This window comes from Kineococcus aridisoli (assembly GCF_050871885.1).
GTDB lineage: Bacteria > Actinomycetota > Actinomycetes > Actinomycetales > Kineococcaceae > Kineococcus.
The window spans coordinates 1-14,009 of record NZ_JBJLSF010000046.1; the positions used below are offsets into that span (position 1 = coordinate 1).

12 protein-coding genes are annotated in these 14,009 nt (G+C 74.2%); 8 read left to right on the forward strand and 4 right to left on the reverse strand.

What is annotated here, in order from left to right:
- Positions 1-200: 200 nt before the first annotated feature.
- A complete protein-coding gene (locus tag ACRYM2_RS13590; protein ID WP_432522924.1) occupies positions 201-1,649 on the forward strand; it encodes a GNAT family N-acetyltransferase in 1,449 nt (482 codons plus the stop codon).
- Here the strand turns inward: ACRYM2_RS13590 and ACRYM2_RS13595 are convergent.
- Complete coding sequence (locus ACRYM2_RS13595; RefSeq protein ID WP_432522925.1) at positions 1,570-2,535, reverse strand: carbohydrate kinase family protein; 966 nt, start codon at positions 2,533-2,535, stop codon at positions 1,570-1,572. The genes ACRYM2_RS13590 and ACRYM2_RS13595 overlap by 80 nt on opposite strands.
- Positions 2,535-3,572 carry a class II fructose-bisphosphatase gene (gene glpX, locus ACRYM2_RS13600; protein ID WP_432522926.1) on the reverse strand — a complete coding sequence of 346 codons (1,038 nt, stop codon included), beginning with the start codon at positions 3,570-3,572 and terminating at the stop codon, positions 2,535-2,537. The genes ACRYM2_RS13595 and glpX overlap by 1 nt, the downstream gene beginning before the upstream one ends.
- Positions 3,573-3,646: 74 nt before the next feature.
- Between glpX and ACRYM2_RS13605 the strand changes: the two genes are divergently transcribed.
- Positions 3,647-4,276, forward strand: a complete 630-nt coding sequence (locus ACRYM2_RS13605; protein WP_432522927.1) for a DUF4245 domain-containing protein — start codon at positions 3,647-3,649, stop codon at positions 4,274-4,276.
- Positions 4,277-4,282: 6 nt separating this feature from the next.
- On the opposite strand, the gene ACRYM2_RS13610 is transcribed toward ACRYM2_RS13605, so the two are convergent.
- Together ACRYM2_RS13610 and xseA are read right to left on the reverse strand one after the other, a co-directional pair.
- Entirely contained in the window at positions 4,283-4,540 is a 258-nt protein-coding gene (locus ACRYM2_RS13610; protein ID WP_432522928.1) for an exodeoxyribonuclease VII small subunit, read from the reverse strand.
- A gap of 9 nt (positions 4,541-4,549) precedes the next feature.
- Positions 4,550-5,821: an exodeoxyribonuclease VII large subunit gene (xseA, locus tag ACRYM2_RS13615; protein WP_432522930.1), complete on the reverse strand. Its 1,272-nt coding sequence runs from the start codon at positions 5,819-5,821 to the stop codon at positions 4,550-4,552.
- Positions 5,822-5,898: 77 nt separating this feature from the next.
- Between xseA and ACRYM2_RS13620 the strand changes: the two genes are divergently transcribed.
- The 6 genes from ACRYM2_RS13620 to ACRYM2_RS13645 all read left to right on the forward strand — a co-directional run bounded on the left by ACRYM2_RS13620 (position 5,899) and on the right by ACRYM2_RS13645 (position 13,997).
- On the forward strand, positions 5,899-6,984 hold the full coding sequence (locus ACRYM2_RS13620) for a 4-hydroxy-3-methylbut-2-enyl diphosphate reductase (RefSeq protein WP_432522931.1): 1,086 nt from the start codon (positions 5,899-5,901) through the stop codon (positions 6,982-6,984).
- 34 nt (positions 6,985-7,018) lie between these two features.
- Positions 7,019-8,104: a redox-regulated ATPase YchF gene (ychF, locus tag ACRYM2_RS13625; protein WP_432522932.1), complete on the forward strand. Its 1,086-nt coding sequence runs from the start codon at positions 7,019-7,021 to the stop codon at positions 8,102-8,104.
- A 494-nt stretch (positions 8,105-8,598) separates the two neighbouring features.
- Entirely contained in the window at positions 8,599-10,257 is a 1,659-nt protein-coding gene (locus ACRYM2_RS13630; RefSeq protein ID WP_432522955.1) for a peptide ABC transporter substrate-binding protein, read from the forward strand.
- Between the two features lie 122 nt (positions 10,258-10,379).
- Positions 10,380-11,306 (forward strand): ABC transporter permease, encoded by a 927-nt coding sequence (locus ACRYM2_RS13635; RefSeq protein ID WP_432522933.1) that lies wholly within the window; start codon positions 10,380-10,382, stop codon positions 11,304-11,306.
- Complete coding sequence (locus ACRYM2_RS13640; protein ID WP_432522934.1) at positions 11,299-12,246, forward strand: ABC transporter permease; 948 nt, start codon at positions 11,299-11,301, stop codon at positions 12,244-12,246. Before ACRYM2_RS13635 ends, ACRYM2_RS13640 begins: the two co-directional genes overlap by 8 nt.
- Positions 12,247-12,314: 68 nt before the next feature.
- Positions 12,315-13,997, forward strand: coding sequence for a dipeptide ABC transporter ATP-binding protein (locus ACRYM2_RS13645; protein WP_432522956.1), 1,683 nt, complete (start codon positions 12,315-12,317; stop codon positions 13,995-13,997).
- Positions 13,998-14,009 lie beyond the last annotated feature (12 nt).

The window sequence follows — 14,009 nt, forward strand, 5'->3', positions numbered from 1 at the left end:
CGCGGTGCACCGCGCGAGATCACCGCCGCAGGTGCGTGCGCGGGGGCTCGCAGGCGCGGGGCAAGGGCTCAGGGTGAGTGCTCGATCACGCTGCGCGATAGTCCGGCGACGCGTGAGGAGGTTCCGCGGAGGAGCCCCACGACCCGGTTAACGTACGCCCACGAGTCCGCCACGGGGGCGGCGCGGCGGGACGGGGGCGGGTGCACGTGGCGGACGCGCTGGCCGGTGCGGTCACGGGCGGCCTGCCCGCCGTCGGCGCGGTCCCGGCCACCCGCTCGGGCGAGCTCGTCCTCGTGCGCGACCCCGCCGAGGGGCTGCAGGTCAGCGCCCGCCGCGGTCTGGCCGGAGCCCCCGTGCCCGAGTGGCGCGTGCTCGCCGCCCGCGCCGGCCAGCCCCCCTTCACCGGACCGGACTGGCTGCGCGCCGTCCACGCCCACCTCGGCACCGGTGAGCCGCTGCTGGTCAGCGTGCGCCGCGACGGCCGGCTGCTGGCCTTCGGCGCCTTCGCCGTCCTCGGCGGCCCCCGTCCCCTCGTCACCTTCCTCGGGGCGGGCGGCAGCGACTACGCGGCCGTCCTCGCCGACCCGGGCGCCGGCGTCCCGGTGCCCCGGCTGCTGGCCGCCGTCCTCGACGGCCTCGTGCGCGAGGTCCCCGGGGCCCTGCTGGACCTCGAGCAGGTGCAGGCCGAGGGCGAGCTGCCGCTGCTCGTGGCCGAGTGGGCCGCCGCCCGCGGCTACGCGCTGCGCCGGCTGCCGCAGGCGACGGTGCACGCCGTGCCGCTTCCGGGGAGCGTCGAGGCCCACGACGCCGCGCTGGGCCGGCACGTGCGTCACGAGGAGCGCCGGCAGTGGCGCCGCCTCGCCGAGCGCGGCGAGCTCGTGGTCGTCGACGACCTGCTGGCCGGGCTGGCCGCGCTGCGCGAGAGCGACCCGGACACCGCCGAGGACCGCCTGGAGGAGCTCGTCGCCGAGCTCGCCGACGTCGACGCCGCCCACCCGCGCGCCGCCACCCGCCGCCACCCCTGGCGGGGGGCGTCCGGGCGCACCCTGACGGAGGTGCTGCGCACCGCGCCCGCCGGCGTCGTGCAGCTGTCGGGGCTGCGCGTGGACGGTGAGCTCGTCGCCTACGCCCTCTGCCTGGCCGGTCCCCGCGCGCTGCACGGGTACGTGCAGTCCTACCGCGCCCGCTACGCCGCCACCGGTCCCGGCACGCTGCTGCTGCTGCGCGTCCGCCGCCGCGCCCTGCTGTCGGGCTACCGGGAGCTGGACCTGCTGCGCGGCGAGGAGGACTACAAGCGCCGCCTGGAGCGCACCACCCGGCACACCGTGCGGCTGGTGCTGACGCCCGCCGCGGGGGAGCTGGTGCCCGGCCTCGCCGACCGGCTGGCCCTGCTGCGGCGCACCTACCGCGACGAGCTGCGCCGCCACGAGCGCCTCGGCCGGGGCGTGGACGCGGTGGCCGGTGCGGCCGAGGCCCTGCGCGGCGACCTCGCCCGCCGCGCCGCGGCGGTGCGCGGCGGCGTGACGAGCGGGATCGGCGGCGGGATCGGCCGTCGGGTCGGCGCCGGGGTCAGCGGGCTGCGACGGCCGCTGACGCGGCGGCCAGCTCCGCGCGCGTGGGCGGGGTGGCTCCGGCGCGCGAGCAGGTGACGGCCGCGGAGGCGACGGCCGTGGCCACCAGCGACTGCAGCGTGCCCAGCCCCAGGTGCCGCAGCCGCGGCAGCGCGGCGCCCCCCAGCAGGTCGTGCTCGGCCAGGGCGTGCAGCAGGCCGGACATGAAGGAGTCCCCGGCGCCCACGGTGTCGACGACGTCGACGCGCGGCGCCGGCACGTGCACCGTGCCCGCCCCGGCCACCGCGGTGGCCCCGGCGCCGCCGCGGGTCACCACGACGAGCGCGGGACCGCGCTCCTGCCAGCGCCGGGCCACGGCCTCGGCGTCCTCGCCGGGCAGCAGCCAGGCCAGGTCCTCGTCGGAGGCCTTGACGACGTCGGCGGCCTCGACGAAGGACTCCACCCGTGCCAGCGCCTCCTCGCGGGAGGCGAAGAAGGCGGGGCGCACGTTCGGGTCGTAGCTCGTGGTGACCCGCCCGCGCACCCCGCGCAGCACCTGCAGCGCGCTGTCGGCGCCCGGGGCGACGGCCGCGCCGATCGACCCGGTGTGCACGAGGTCGACGTCGGCCGGCACCTGCACCTGCGGCAGCCGCCACACGAGGTCGAACTCGTAGGTCGCCTTCCCCTCGGCGTCCAGCCGCGCGCGGGCCACCGACGTCGGGTCGCCGTCAACCGCGCCCGGCAGCAGCCGCACCCCCGCCCCGGCCAGGTGCGCGCGCAGCAGCCGCCCGTGCTCGTCGTCGCCCATCCGCGTCAGCAGGGCGACGTCGTGCTCCAGGCGCCCCAGCCCGTAGGCCACGTTGAGCGGGGAGCCGCCCGGGTGCTCGGCGACGTGCCCGGAGCCGGCGGTGGAGACGACGTCGACGAGGGCCTCGCCGATGACGACGCTGCGCGCCCGCCGCTCCCGCCCGCCCGGGTCGCCCATCAGCGCGGCCCCGTGAAGTCGACCGCCGCGTAGGCCTTGAGCTTGGACAGCTTGTGCTCGCTCTCCACCCGGCGGATCGTGCCCGACTTGGAGCGCATGACGATGCTGGAGGTGGTGATCGTGTCGCCGCGGTAGCGCACCCCGGAGACCAGCTCGCCCTCGGTGATGCCGGTGACGACGAAGTAGACGTTGTCGCTGGCCACGAGGGTCTGGGTGTCGAGCACGGCGTCCAGGTCGTGGCCGGCGTCGATCGCCTTCTGCTTCTCGTCGTCGTCGCGCGGCCACAGCCGGCCCTGGATGGCGCCGCCCATGCAGTGCATGGCGCAGGCGGTGATGATGCCCTCCGGCGTGCCGCCGATGCCCAGCAGCAGGTCCACGCCGGTGCCCTCGCGGGCGGCCATCACCGCGCCGGCGACGTCGCCGTCGGTGATGAACTTGATGCGCGCGCCCGCGTCGCGGACCTCCTGCGCCAGCTGCGCGTGGCGCGGGCGGTCCAGGATGCAGACCGTCACGTCCTCCACCGAGCGGCCCTTGGCCTTGGCCAGCTTGCGCACGTTCTCGCGCACCGGCAGCCGGATGTCGACGACGTCGGCGGCCTCCGGGCCCACGGCCAGCTTGTCCATGTAGAACACCGCGCTGGGGTCGTACATCGTGCCGCGCTCGGCGACGGCCAGGACGGCCACCGCGTTCGGCATGCCGCGGGCGGTCAGCGTGGTGCCGTCGATGGGGTCGACCGCGACGTCGCACTCCGGGCCGGTGCCGTCGCCGACGCGCTCGCCGTTGTAGAGCATGGGGGCGTTGTCCTTCTCGCCCTCGCCGATGACGACGGTGCCGTTCATGCTCACCGTGCCGATGAGCTTGCGCATGGCGTTCACGGCGGCGCCGTCGGCCTTGTTCTTCTCGCCGCGGCCCACCCAGCGCCCGCCGGCCATCGCGGCGGCCTCGGTGACGCGGACCAGCTCCATCGCCAGGTTGCGGTCGGGGGCCTCCTCGCCGACGGCGAGCGCCGGGGGCACCAGGGACGAGGACTGGGACATGGGCAACCTCCGGGGTGACCTGCGGGCGGCGACGCGCGTCGTCGGTCGCCGATGCTATCCGTCACCATGGGGGCGTGAGCACGACCGGTCCTCCGCCCGACGCACCCCCGAGCCCTGCTCCCGGTGAGGACCCGCGCGGCGTCCCGCGCACCCGGCACTCGGGGAACGTGCAGTCGATGGTCATCTCGATGGCCGTCATCCTCGCCTTCGTGGCCGTCGTCGTCTGGCTGCTGCCGCGGCCCAACGCCGTCGAGCAGCCGCCGGCGGACGTGCCCAACGCCGCGGCCGGCGCCGCCTCGCGGCTGCCGTTCACCCCGCCGGTGCCGACCGGCCTGGAGGGCTGGACGCCCACCTCCGCGCAGGTCAACCGCTCCACCGACGCCGTGCTCACCTGGCACGTGGGCTACCGCACCGACGAGGGCGAGTACGTGGCCGTCGAGGTGGCCCGGGACAGCACGCGGGCGTGGCTGAGGGCGCAGACCGCGAGCGGGGACGCCGACGGCAGCCAGGTCGTCGGCGGCCGGGACTGGGAGCGCTACCTGCAGGAGGACCGCGGCCGGCACAGCCTCGTGCGCACCCAGGACGGGCTGACCGTGGTGGCCACCGGGGAGAGCGGCTACGACGTGCTGGCCGAGCTCGTCACCGCGACCGAGGCCGGCTGGGCCGCGGCCGGCTCCACCTGGGGGTCCCCCGCGGCCGGCTGAGGCCGCTCAGCCCTCCTCGGGCTCCTCCTCGCCCGCGCCGGCCGCGCCGGCCGCGCCGGCCGCGCCCGCGCGCGCCGCGTCCAGGCGGGCCCGGGCGCCGTCCAGCCACCGCTCGCAGCGGTCCGCCAGGGCCTCGCCGCGCTCCCACAGCGCCAGCGCCTCCTCCAGGCCGGTGCCCCCGGCCTCCAGGCGGCGCACGACGTCGGCGAGCTCGTCGCGGGCCTCTTCGAAGCTCAGCTGGGCGGGGTCGGGAGTCTCCGGCACCGGGGGAGGCTACCCGCCGGCGCGGGCGGCCACCTCGCCGTCGGCCAGCCGGACGCGCAGCGCCGTGCCGGCGGGCGCGTCGGCGGCCGCGCGCACGAGGCGCACGTCCCCCTCGCCGCCCACGGCCTGCACGACGGCGTAGCCGCGCAGCAGCGTCGAGCGGGGCGAGAGCGCGCGCACGCTCGTGCGCAGGTGCTCCACCTCGACGGCCGCGCCCCGCAGCGCCGAGCCCAGGGCCCGCCGGGAGCGCTCGCGCAGCTCGCCGACCTCTGCCCGCCGGGTGCCCACGAGGACGTCGGGGGCCGCCAGCACCGGCCGGCTGCGCAGCGCGGCCACGAGGTGCTGCTCGCGCTCCAGGTGCCCCTCGACGGCGCGGCGGGCCCGCTCGCGCAGCTGCTCCAGCTGCTCCAGCTCCTCGGCGACGTCGGGCACGACCAGCCGGGCGGCGTCGGTGGGCGTGGAGGCGCGCACGTCGGCGACCAGGTCCAGCAGGGGGCTGTCCACCTCGTGGCCGATGGCCGAGACGACGGGCGTGCGGGCGGCGGCGACCGCGCGCACCAGGGCCTCGTTGCTGAAGGGCAGCAGGTCCTCGACGCTGCCGCCGCCGCGGGCGACGACGATGACCTCCACGGCCTCCTCGGCGTCCAGCTCCGCGAGGGCGGCGCTCACCTCGGTCACGGCGTGCGGGCCCTGCACGGCGACCTCGCGCACCTCGAAGCGCACGGCCGGCCAGCGCAGCCGGGCGTTGTCGACGACGTCGCGCTCGGCGGCGCTGGCGCGCCCGCAGACCAGGCCCACCACGCGCGGCAGGAACGGCAGCGGGCGCTTGCGCCCGGCGTCGAAGAGGCCCTCGTCGCCGAGCAGCCGCTTGAGGTGCTCCAGCCGGGCCAGCAGCTCGCCGACCCCGACGGGGCGCACGTCGTCGGCGGCGAGGCTGAGGCTGCCGCGCTTGGCGAAGAACTCCGGCCGCGCGTGCACGACGACGCGGGTGCCGTGGGCCAGCCCGTCCGGCAGCGCCTCGCGCAGCCGCCCGAGCACCCGCCGGGCGATCGTCACGGGCATCGACATGTCGGTGTCGGCGTCGCGCAGCGTGACGAAGACGACCGACGAGCCGGGCCGGTCGTTGACCTGCACCACCTGGCCCTCGACCCAGGTCCACGGCATCTTCGCGATGTAGGCGTCCATCTTCGCCGCCAGCAGGCGCACCGGCCACGGGCTGTCCGCGGTGGTCTCCCCGGCGGTGGTGGGGCGGCGTCGCGGGGCGGGGTCGGCGGCGGGCACCGCAGCATCCTGCCCCACCGGCGCGGACGGGCCGCGCGGCACGGGGAGCGCCCCGCGGGCCGCCTTACCATGGCCGGGTGACCCAGACTGCGCAGGACGCCAGCTCCGCCGACCTCCTCACGGGCGGTGACGACTGCAACGACACCGCGGCGGTCGCGGCGAGCGGCCCGCGGGCGGCCTGGGACGGCGGGCGGCGGGTGCTGCTGGCCGCTCCGCGCGGGTACTGCGCGGGGGTGGACCGCGCGGTCGTGGCGGTGGAGAAGGCGCTGGAGCTGTACGGCGCGCCCGTCTACGTCCGCAAGGAGATCGTGCACAACAAGCACGTCGTGCAGACGCTGACCGGGCGCGGTGCGGTCTTCGTCGACGAGACCGACGCCGTGCCCGAGGGGGCGCACCTGGTGTTCTCCGCGCACGGGGTCAGCCCGGCCGTGCGCGAGGCCGCGGCCGCGCGCTCGCTGCGCACGATCGACGCGACGTGCCCGCTGGTGACCAAGGTGCACAAGGAGGCCGTGCGCTTCGCCAAGCAGGACGCCGAGATCCTGCTCATCGGCCACACCGGTCACGAGGAGGTCGAGGGCACCGCGGGGGAGGCCCCGGACCACATCACCGTCGTGGACAGCCCCGAGGTCGCCGACACGATCGAGGTCCGCGACCCCGACAACCTGGTCTGGCTCTCGCAGACGACGCTGTCGGTGGACGAGACGATGGAGACGGTCCGCCGCCTGCGCCGGCGCTTCCCCAACCTGCAGGACCCGCCCAGCGACGACATCTGCTACGCCACCTCCAACCGCCAGGTGGCGGTGAAGAAGATCGCCCCCGAGGCGGAGCTGGTGGTCGTCGTCGGCTCGGCCAACTCCTCCAACTCCGTGCGCCTGGTGGAGGTCGCCCTGGACGCGGGCGCGCGCGCCGCGCACCGCGTCGACGGCGCCTCCGAGATCGACGAGGCCTGGCTGCAGGGCGTCACGACCGTCGGCGTGACCTCCGGCGCCTCGGTGCCCGAGGTGCTCGTGCAGGACGTCCTGCGCTTCCTGGCCGAGCGCGGCTACGGGCAGGTGGAGGAGGTCACCACCGCCCAGGAGGACCTCGTCTTCTCCCTGCCGACCGACCTGCGGCGCGAGCTGAAGGCGGGCGCCCGCCGCTCGCTGCCGGTCACGCCCGTCTGAGCAGGGCGCCGTCCGCGGGTAAGCTCCGGTACCCGTGGCTCTCACCATCGGCATCGTCGGCCTGCCCAACGTCGGCAAGTCCACCCTGTTCAACGCGCTGACGCAGAACGACGCGCTCGCGGCGAACTACCCGTTCGCGACGATCGAGCCCAACGTGGGCGTGGTCGCGCTGCCGGACCCGCGGCTGGACCGGCTCGCCCAGCTGTTCTCCAGCGAGAAGACCGTGCCCGCGACCGTCTCCTTCGTCGACATCGCCGGCATCGTCAAGGGCGCCAGCGAGGGGGAGGGGCTGGGCAACAAGTTCCTGGCCAACATCCGCGAGGCGGACGCCATCTGCCAGGTGACCCGCGCCTTCGCCGACCCCGACGTCGTGCACGTGGCCGGCGCGGTCGACCCGGCCGACGACATCGCCACGGTGCACACCGAGCTCGTGCTCGCCGACCTGCAGACCCTCGAGCGCGCGCTGCCGCGCCTGGAGAAGGAGGTCAAGGGCAAGCGGGCCGACCCGGCGGTGCTGAAGGCGGCGCAGGCGGCGCAGGCGGTCCTGGACTCCGGGCGGCCGCTGTCCGCGGCGACGGCGGCCGACGACGTGGACGTCGAGGCGCTCAAGGAGCTGGGGATGCTCACCACCAAGCCCTTCCTCTACGTCTTCAACGTCGACGAGACCGTGCTGGGCGACGAGGGCCGCAAGCAGGAGCTGCGGGCGCTGGTGGCCCCGGCCGAGGCCGTCTTCCTCGACGCCAAGCTGGAGTCGGAGCTGGCCGAGCTGCCGGCGGAGGAGGCCGCGGAGCTGCTGGAGTCGGTCGGGCAGAGCGAGTCGGGCCTGGACCAGCTGGCCCGCGTGGGCTTCGCCACCCTGGGCCTGCAGACCTACCTGACGGCGGGGCCGAAGGAGGCCCGCGCCTGGACGATCCACCGCGGCTGGACGGCTCCGCAGGCGGCCGGGGTCATCCACACCGACTTCCAGCGCGGCTTCATCAAGGCCGAGGTCGTCTCCTTCGAGGACCTGCTCGCGGCGGGGTCGATGGCCGACGCGCGCGCCGCGGGCAAGGTGCGCATCGAGGGCAAGGACTACGTCATGGCCGACGGCGACGTGGTGGAGTTCCGCTTCAACGTCTGATCCACGCCCGGGCCGCGAAACGCGGCGGGAACACGGCCGACACGTGCCGGCAACACCGCCGCCGGGGCCGGTGCGCGGGTGCCGGGGCAGCGCGGGCCCCGCAGCCCGGCCGGAGCAGAGGGACACCAGAACGCAACCACATCGTTACCTGGGGTCTCCGGCGGGGGCCGAGGGCCCTCCCAGGCCCCTGACCTGCGACGATGCTGAGCAGGCGCGGTGGCCGGCGCCGGGGGCGCGACGCACCGGCCGTCCGGGGGGGAGACACTGGTGGTGGCCCGGCCGCCGGGTCGGGCCGTCGTTCGACCAGGACGTCGGAAACGGCTTGACCGAGTGTTAACGTGCTGCCCGACCTTTTGAGGTGGACATCCTGCCCTGCAGGAGTCACCGACGCTGGGCAACGTGCCCAGGACGACATGCTCGCGAGGAGGAGTTCCACCTTGAGCAGCTTCGAGCAGGACGACGACCTGAAGCAGTCCGCCAAGCGCGTGGGCGTGGTGGCGGGCGGTCCCGTCCTCACCCGCCGCGACGGCCTGAAGGGCCTGGTCGGCGTGGCCGCGGTCGCCGGTCTGGCGGCCTGCGGCGGCGGTGACGACGAGGGCTCCGGCAACGGGGGCGGCGAGAGCGGCGGCGGCACCGGCGGCGACGTCATCGCCAACGGCACCGAGCCGCAGAACAAGCTCGTCCCGACCAACACCAACGAGGTCGGCGGCGGACGCCTGCTCGACTCGCTGTGGGCCGGCCTCGTCTACTACAAGGCCGACGGCACCCCCGAGAACGACATCGCCGAGTCGATCGAGTCCAGCGACGCGCAGAACTACACGATCAAGATCAAGAGCGGTCAGACGTTCTCCGACGGCACCCCCGTCACCGCCAAGAGCTTCGTCGACGCGTGGAACTACGGCGCCCTGGGCACCAACGCCCAGCTGTCGAGCTACTTCTTCGAGCCCATCGAGGGCTTCGAGGCCGTCCAGAGCGAGCCGCCGACCGCGCAGGAGCTCAGCGGCCTGGCCGTCGTCGACGACACCACCTTCACCGTGAAGCTGCTCCAGCCCGAGAGCGACTTCCCGCTGCGCCTGGGCTACTCGGCCTTCTACCCGCTGCCCGAGTCGGCGTTCGCCGACATGGAGGCCTTCGGCGAGAACCCGGTCGGCAACGGCCCGTACAAGCTCAAGGCCGAGGGCGCCTGGCAGCACAACGTGCGCATCGACTTCGTGCCGAACGAGGCCTACGACGGCCCGCGCAAGGCGCAGAACGACTCGCTCTCGTTCGTCTTCTACGAGACCTACGACGCCGCCTACTCGGACCTGCAGGGCGGCAACCTGGACGTGCTGGACAACATCCCGCCGTCGGCGCTGGCGACCTTCGAGGACGACCTGGGCGACCGCGCCGTCAACATCCCCTCGGCGGTCTTCCAGTCGTACTGCATCCCCGAGCGGCTGCCGCACTTCGGCGGTGACGAGGGCAAGCTGCGCCGCCAGGCGCTGTCCTACGCCATCGACCGCGACCAGATCTGCGAGACGGTCTTCAGCGGCACCCGCACCCCGGCCAAGGACTTCACGTCCCCGGTCATCGCGGGCTACTCCGAGACCGTCCCGGGCAACGAGGTGCTCTCCTTCGACGCCGCCAAGGCCAAGCAGCTGTGGGCGCAGGCCGACGCGATCTCCCCGTGGTCGGGCACCTTCACCATCGCCTACAACACCGACGGCGGACACCAGGAGTGGGTCGACGCGGTGACGGCGAGCATCCGCCAGAACCTGGGCATCCAGGCCGAGGGCGCTCCGTACCCGACCTTCGCCCAGATCCGCACCGAGGTCACCAACCGCACCATCACCGGCGCCTTCCGCACCGGCTGGCAGGCGGACTACCCGGGTCTGTACAATTTCCTCGGGCCGCTGTACGCCACGGGCGCGGGCTCCAACGACGGCGACTACTCGAACCCCCAGTTCGACGCGCTGCTGCAGCAGGCCGCCAGCACGACCGACCAGGACGAGGCGAACAAGATCCTGCAGCAGGCGCAGACGATCCTGTTCACCGACCTGCCGGTCATCCCGCTGTGGTACTCCAACGCCAGCGGCGGCTTCGGCGAGAACGCCCAGAACGTCCAGTTCGGCTGGAACAGCGTTCCGCTCTACTACCAGGTCACCAAGTCCTGACCTGATCGAGGAGGGGGTGGGCCGGCACCGCGCCGGCCCACCCCCTCATCGCGCGTGACCGGGAGTTCGACGATCGACAGTCCAGGGCCACCACGGACGGTGGTTCCCCAGGGAGGCTCGTGATGGGTTGGTACATCGGGCGCCGTCTGCTGCAGATGGTGCCCGTCTTCTTCGGAGCGACGCTCCTGATCTACGCGCTGGTGTTCCTCCTGCCCGGTGACCCCATCCTGGCGCTCTTCGGGGACAAGCCGGTCAGCGAGTCGGCGCGCGCGGCCCTGACGGCCCAGTACAACCTCGACGAGCCGTTCTTCGTGCAGTACCTGCTCTTCCTCAAGGGCATCTTCACCTTCGACTTCGGGCAGTCCTTCAGCGGTCAGCCGGTCATCGACCAGATGGCCCGGGCCTTCCCCGTGACGATCAAGCTCGCCCTGGTCGCCCTCGTCATCGAGGCGGTCCTCGGCATCACCTTCGGCTTCATCGCCGGTCTGCGCCGCGGCGGGGTCTTCGACTCCACGGTGCTCTTCCTCAGCCTCGTCGTCATCGGCATCCCGGTGTTCGTCCTGGGCTTCGTCGCCCAGTTCCTGTTCGGCGTCAAGTGGGGGATCGTCTCGCCCACCGTCGGCGGCGACCCCGCGCTGGTGGACTTCATCATGCCGGGCGCGGTGCTCGGCGCCCTCTCCTTCGCCTACGTGCTGCGGCTGACCCGCAACTCCGTGGCCGAGGGCCTGTCCGCGGACCACGTGCGCACGGCGACGGCGAAGGGGCTGTCGCGCCCGCGGGTCATGACGGTCCACGTGCTGCGCAACTCGCTCATCCCCGTCGTCACCTTCCTCGGGACCGACCTCGGCGCGCTCATGGGCGGCGCCGTCGTCACCGAGGGCATCTTCAACATCCCAGGCGTCGGCAACCTGCTGTACCAGTCGGTCGTGCGCCAGGAGGGCCCGACCGTCGTCTCGGTCGTCACCGTCCTGGTGCTCGTCTACCTCATCGCGAACCTGGTCGTCGACCTGCTGTACGCCGTCCTGGACCCGAGGATCCGCTATGTCTGAGACCACCGTGCGCCCCGGCCAGGAGCACTACGTCGCACCGCTGGAGGAGACGCCGCTGGCGGCCGTCGACGCCGTCGACGAGAGCGCGCCCTCCACCAGCCTGTGGGGCGACGCCTGGAAGCGGCTGCGCAAGCGGCCGCTGTTCATCGTCCCCTGCGTGATCATCCTCGCGCTGGCCGTGGTCGCGCTGTTCCCGTCCTGGTTCACCTCCCAGGACCCGCGCTTCGTCGACCTGGCCAGCGCGCTGCAGGGCCCCTCCTCGGAGCACCCGCTGGGGGTGACGCGGGCCGGCACCGACGTCTACGCCCGCGTCGTCCACGGTGCGCGCGCCTCGATCGCCGTCGGCCTGCTCACCACGATCGTCGTCGTCGTGGTCGGCGGGGTCGTCGGCGCGCTGGCCGGCTTCTTCGGCGGCTGGCTGGACGCGGTCCTGTCGCGGGTCGCGGACATCTTCTTCGCCCTGCCCCTCATCCTCGGCGCCATCGTCCTGCTGCAGACGCTGAACTCGCGCAACGTGTTCACCGTCGCGCTGACGCTGTCGCTGTTCGGCTGGCCGCAGGTGGCCCGCATCATGCGCGGCGCCGTCCTGCAGGTGCGCGGCAACGAGTACGTCACCGCGGCCAAGTCCCTCGGGATGGGCCGGATGGCGACCCTGGTGCGCCACGTCGTGCCGAACGCGCTGGGGCCGGTCATCGTCGTGGCGACGATCTCGCTGGGCACCTTCATCGCGGCCGAGGCGACGCTGTCCTACCTGGGCCTGGGGCTGCCGCAGACCATCGTCTCCTGGGGCGGTGACATCGCCAACGCCCAGCGCTCGCTGCGCACCGACCCGTGGGTCCTGCTGTGGCCGTCGATCGGGCTGTCGCTGACCGTCCTGTCCTTCCTCATGCTCGGCGACGCGCTGCGCGACGCCCTCGACCCGAAGGGCCGCACCCGGTGAACGCCCACGCCGCCCCCCCGCCCTCCGAGCAGCCCCGCCCCAGCGGCGCCCGCCCCGCCGCGCCGGGCGTGGACCGCTCCCAGCCGCTGCTGCAGGTGCGCGACCTGCAGGTCGACTTCACCTCCGGCGACCGCACCGTGCACGCCGTGCGCAACGCCAGCTTCACCGTCTACCCCGGCCAGACCGTCGCCATCGTCGGCGAGTCCGGTTCGGGCAAGTCGACCTCGGCGATGGCCGTCATCGGGCTGCTGCCCGGCAACGGCCGGGTGGTCGGCGGGCAGGTCCTCTTCGACGGCGAGGACATCGCGCACGCCTCCCGCCAGGAGTTCGTGGCCCTGCGCGGCACGGGCATCGGCCTGGTCCCGCAGGACCCCATGTCCAACCTCAACCCGGTCTGGAACATCGGCTTCCAGGTCAAGGAGGCCATCGAGGCCAACGGGCTCGCCAAGGGCGCCGCGGCCAAGGCGCGGGCCGTCGAGGTGCTGGGGGAGGCGGGGCTCGGCGACGCCGCGCGCCGCTACCGCCAGTACCCGCACGAGTTCTCCGGCGGCATGCGCCAGCGCGCGCTCATCGGCATCGGCCTGGCCTCGCGCCCGCGCCTGCTCATCGCCGACGAGCCGACCTCGGCGCTGGACGTCACGGTGCAGCGGGGGATCCTGGACCACCTGGACTCGCTGACCAGCGAGCTGGGCACGGCCGTGCTGCTCATCACCCACGACCTGGGCCTGGCCGCCGAGCGCGCCGAGCACCTCGTCGTCATGTACAAGGGCCAGGTCGTCGAGTCCGGCCCGGCGCTGCAGATCCTGCAGGCGCCGCAGCACCCCTACACCCAGCGCCTGGTCAGCGCGGCGCCGTCGCTGGCCTCGCGCCGGATGACCTCCGCGCACCGCGCCGAGGTCGTCGAGCGGGCCGAGGCGCACGCCGCCGAGATCGCCGCGGACCCCGCGCACGTCACCCCGGACGTCATCGAGGTCAAGAACCTCGTCAAGGAGTTCGTGCTGCGCGGGGCCGGCCCGCGCGGGGAGAAGCTGCGCGCCGTCGACGACGTCAGCTTCTCGGTGCGCCGCGGCACGACGACGGCGGTCGTGGGGGAGTCCGGCTCGGGCAAGTCGACCGTCGCGCAGATGGTCCTCAACCTGCTGCCGGCGACCTCGGGGCAGGTGCTCTTCGACGGCGTCGACATCACCGGCCTCGACCGCAAGGCCTCCTTCGCCTTCCGCCGCCGGGTGCAGCCGATCTTCCAGAACCCCTACGGCTCGCTCGACCCCAGCTGGAGCATCTTCCGGGTGGTCGAGGAACCGCTGCGGGTGCACAAGGTCGGTGACGCCAAGAGCCGCGAGGCCCGGGTGCGCGACCTGCTCGACAAGGTGGCCCTGCCGCAGAGCTCGATGCGCCGCTACCCCAACGAGCTGTCCGGCGGGCAGCGCCAGCGCGTGGCCATCGCGCGGGCGCTCGCGCTGCAGCCCGAGGTCGTCATCTGCGACGAGGCCGTCTCCGCCCTCGACGTCCTCGTGCAGGGGCAGATCCTCACCCTGCTCAACGACCTGCAGGCCGAGCTGGGGCTGACGTACCTGTTCATCACCCACGACCTCGCCGTCGTGCGCGAGATCGCCGACGACGTCGTGGTCATGCAGCGGGGCAAGCTCGTCGAGCACGCGACGGTCGACGAGGTCTTCGACTCCCCGCGCGAGGAGTACACCAAGGCGCTGCTGCAGGCGATCCCCGGCGGCAGCATCCAGCTCGGCGCCTGAGCGCCGTCCCCG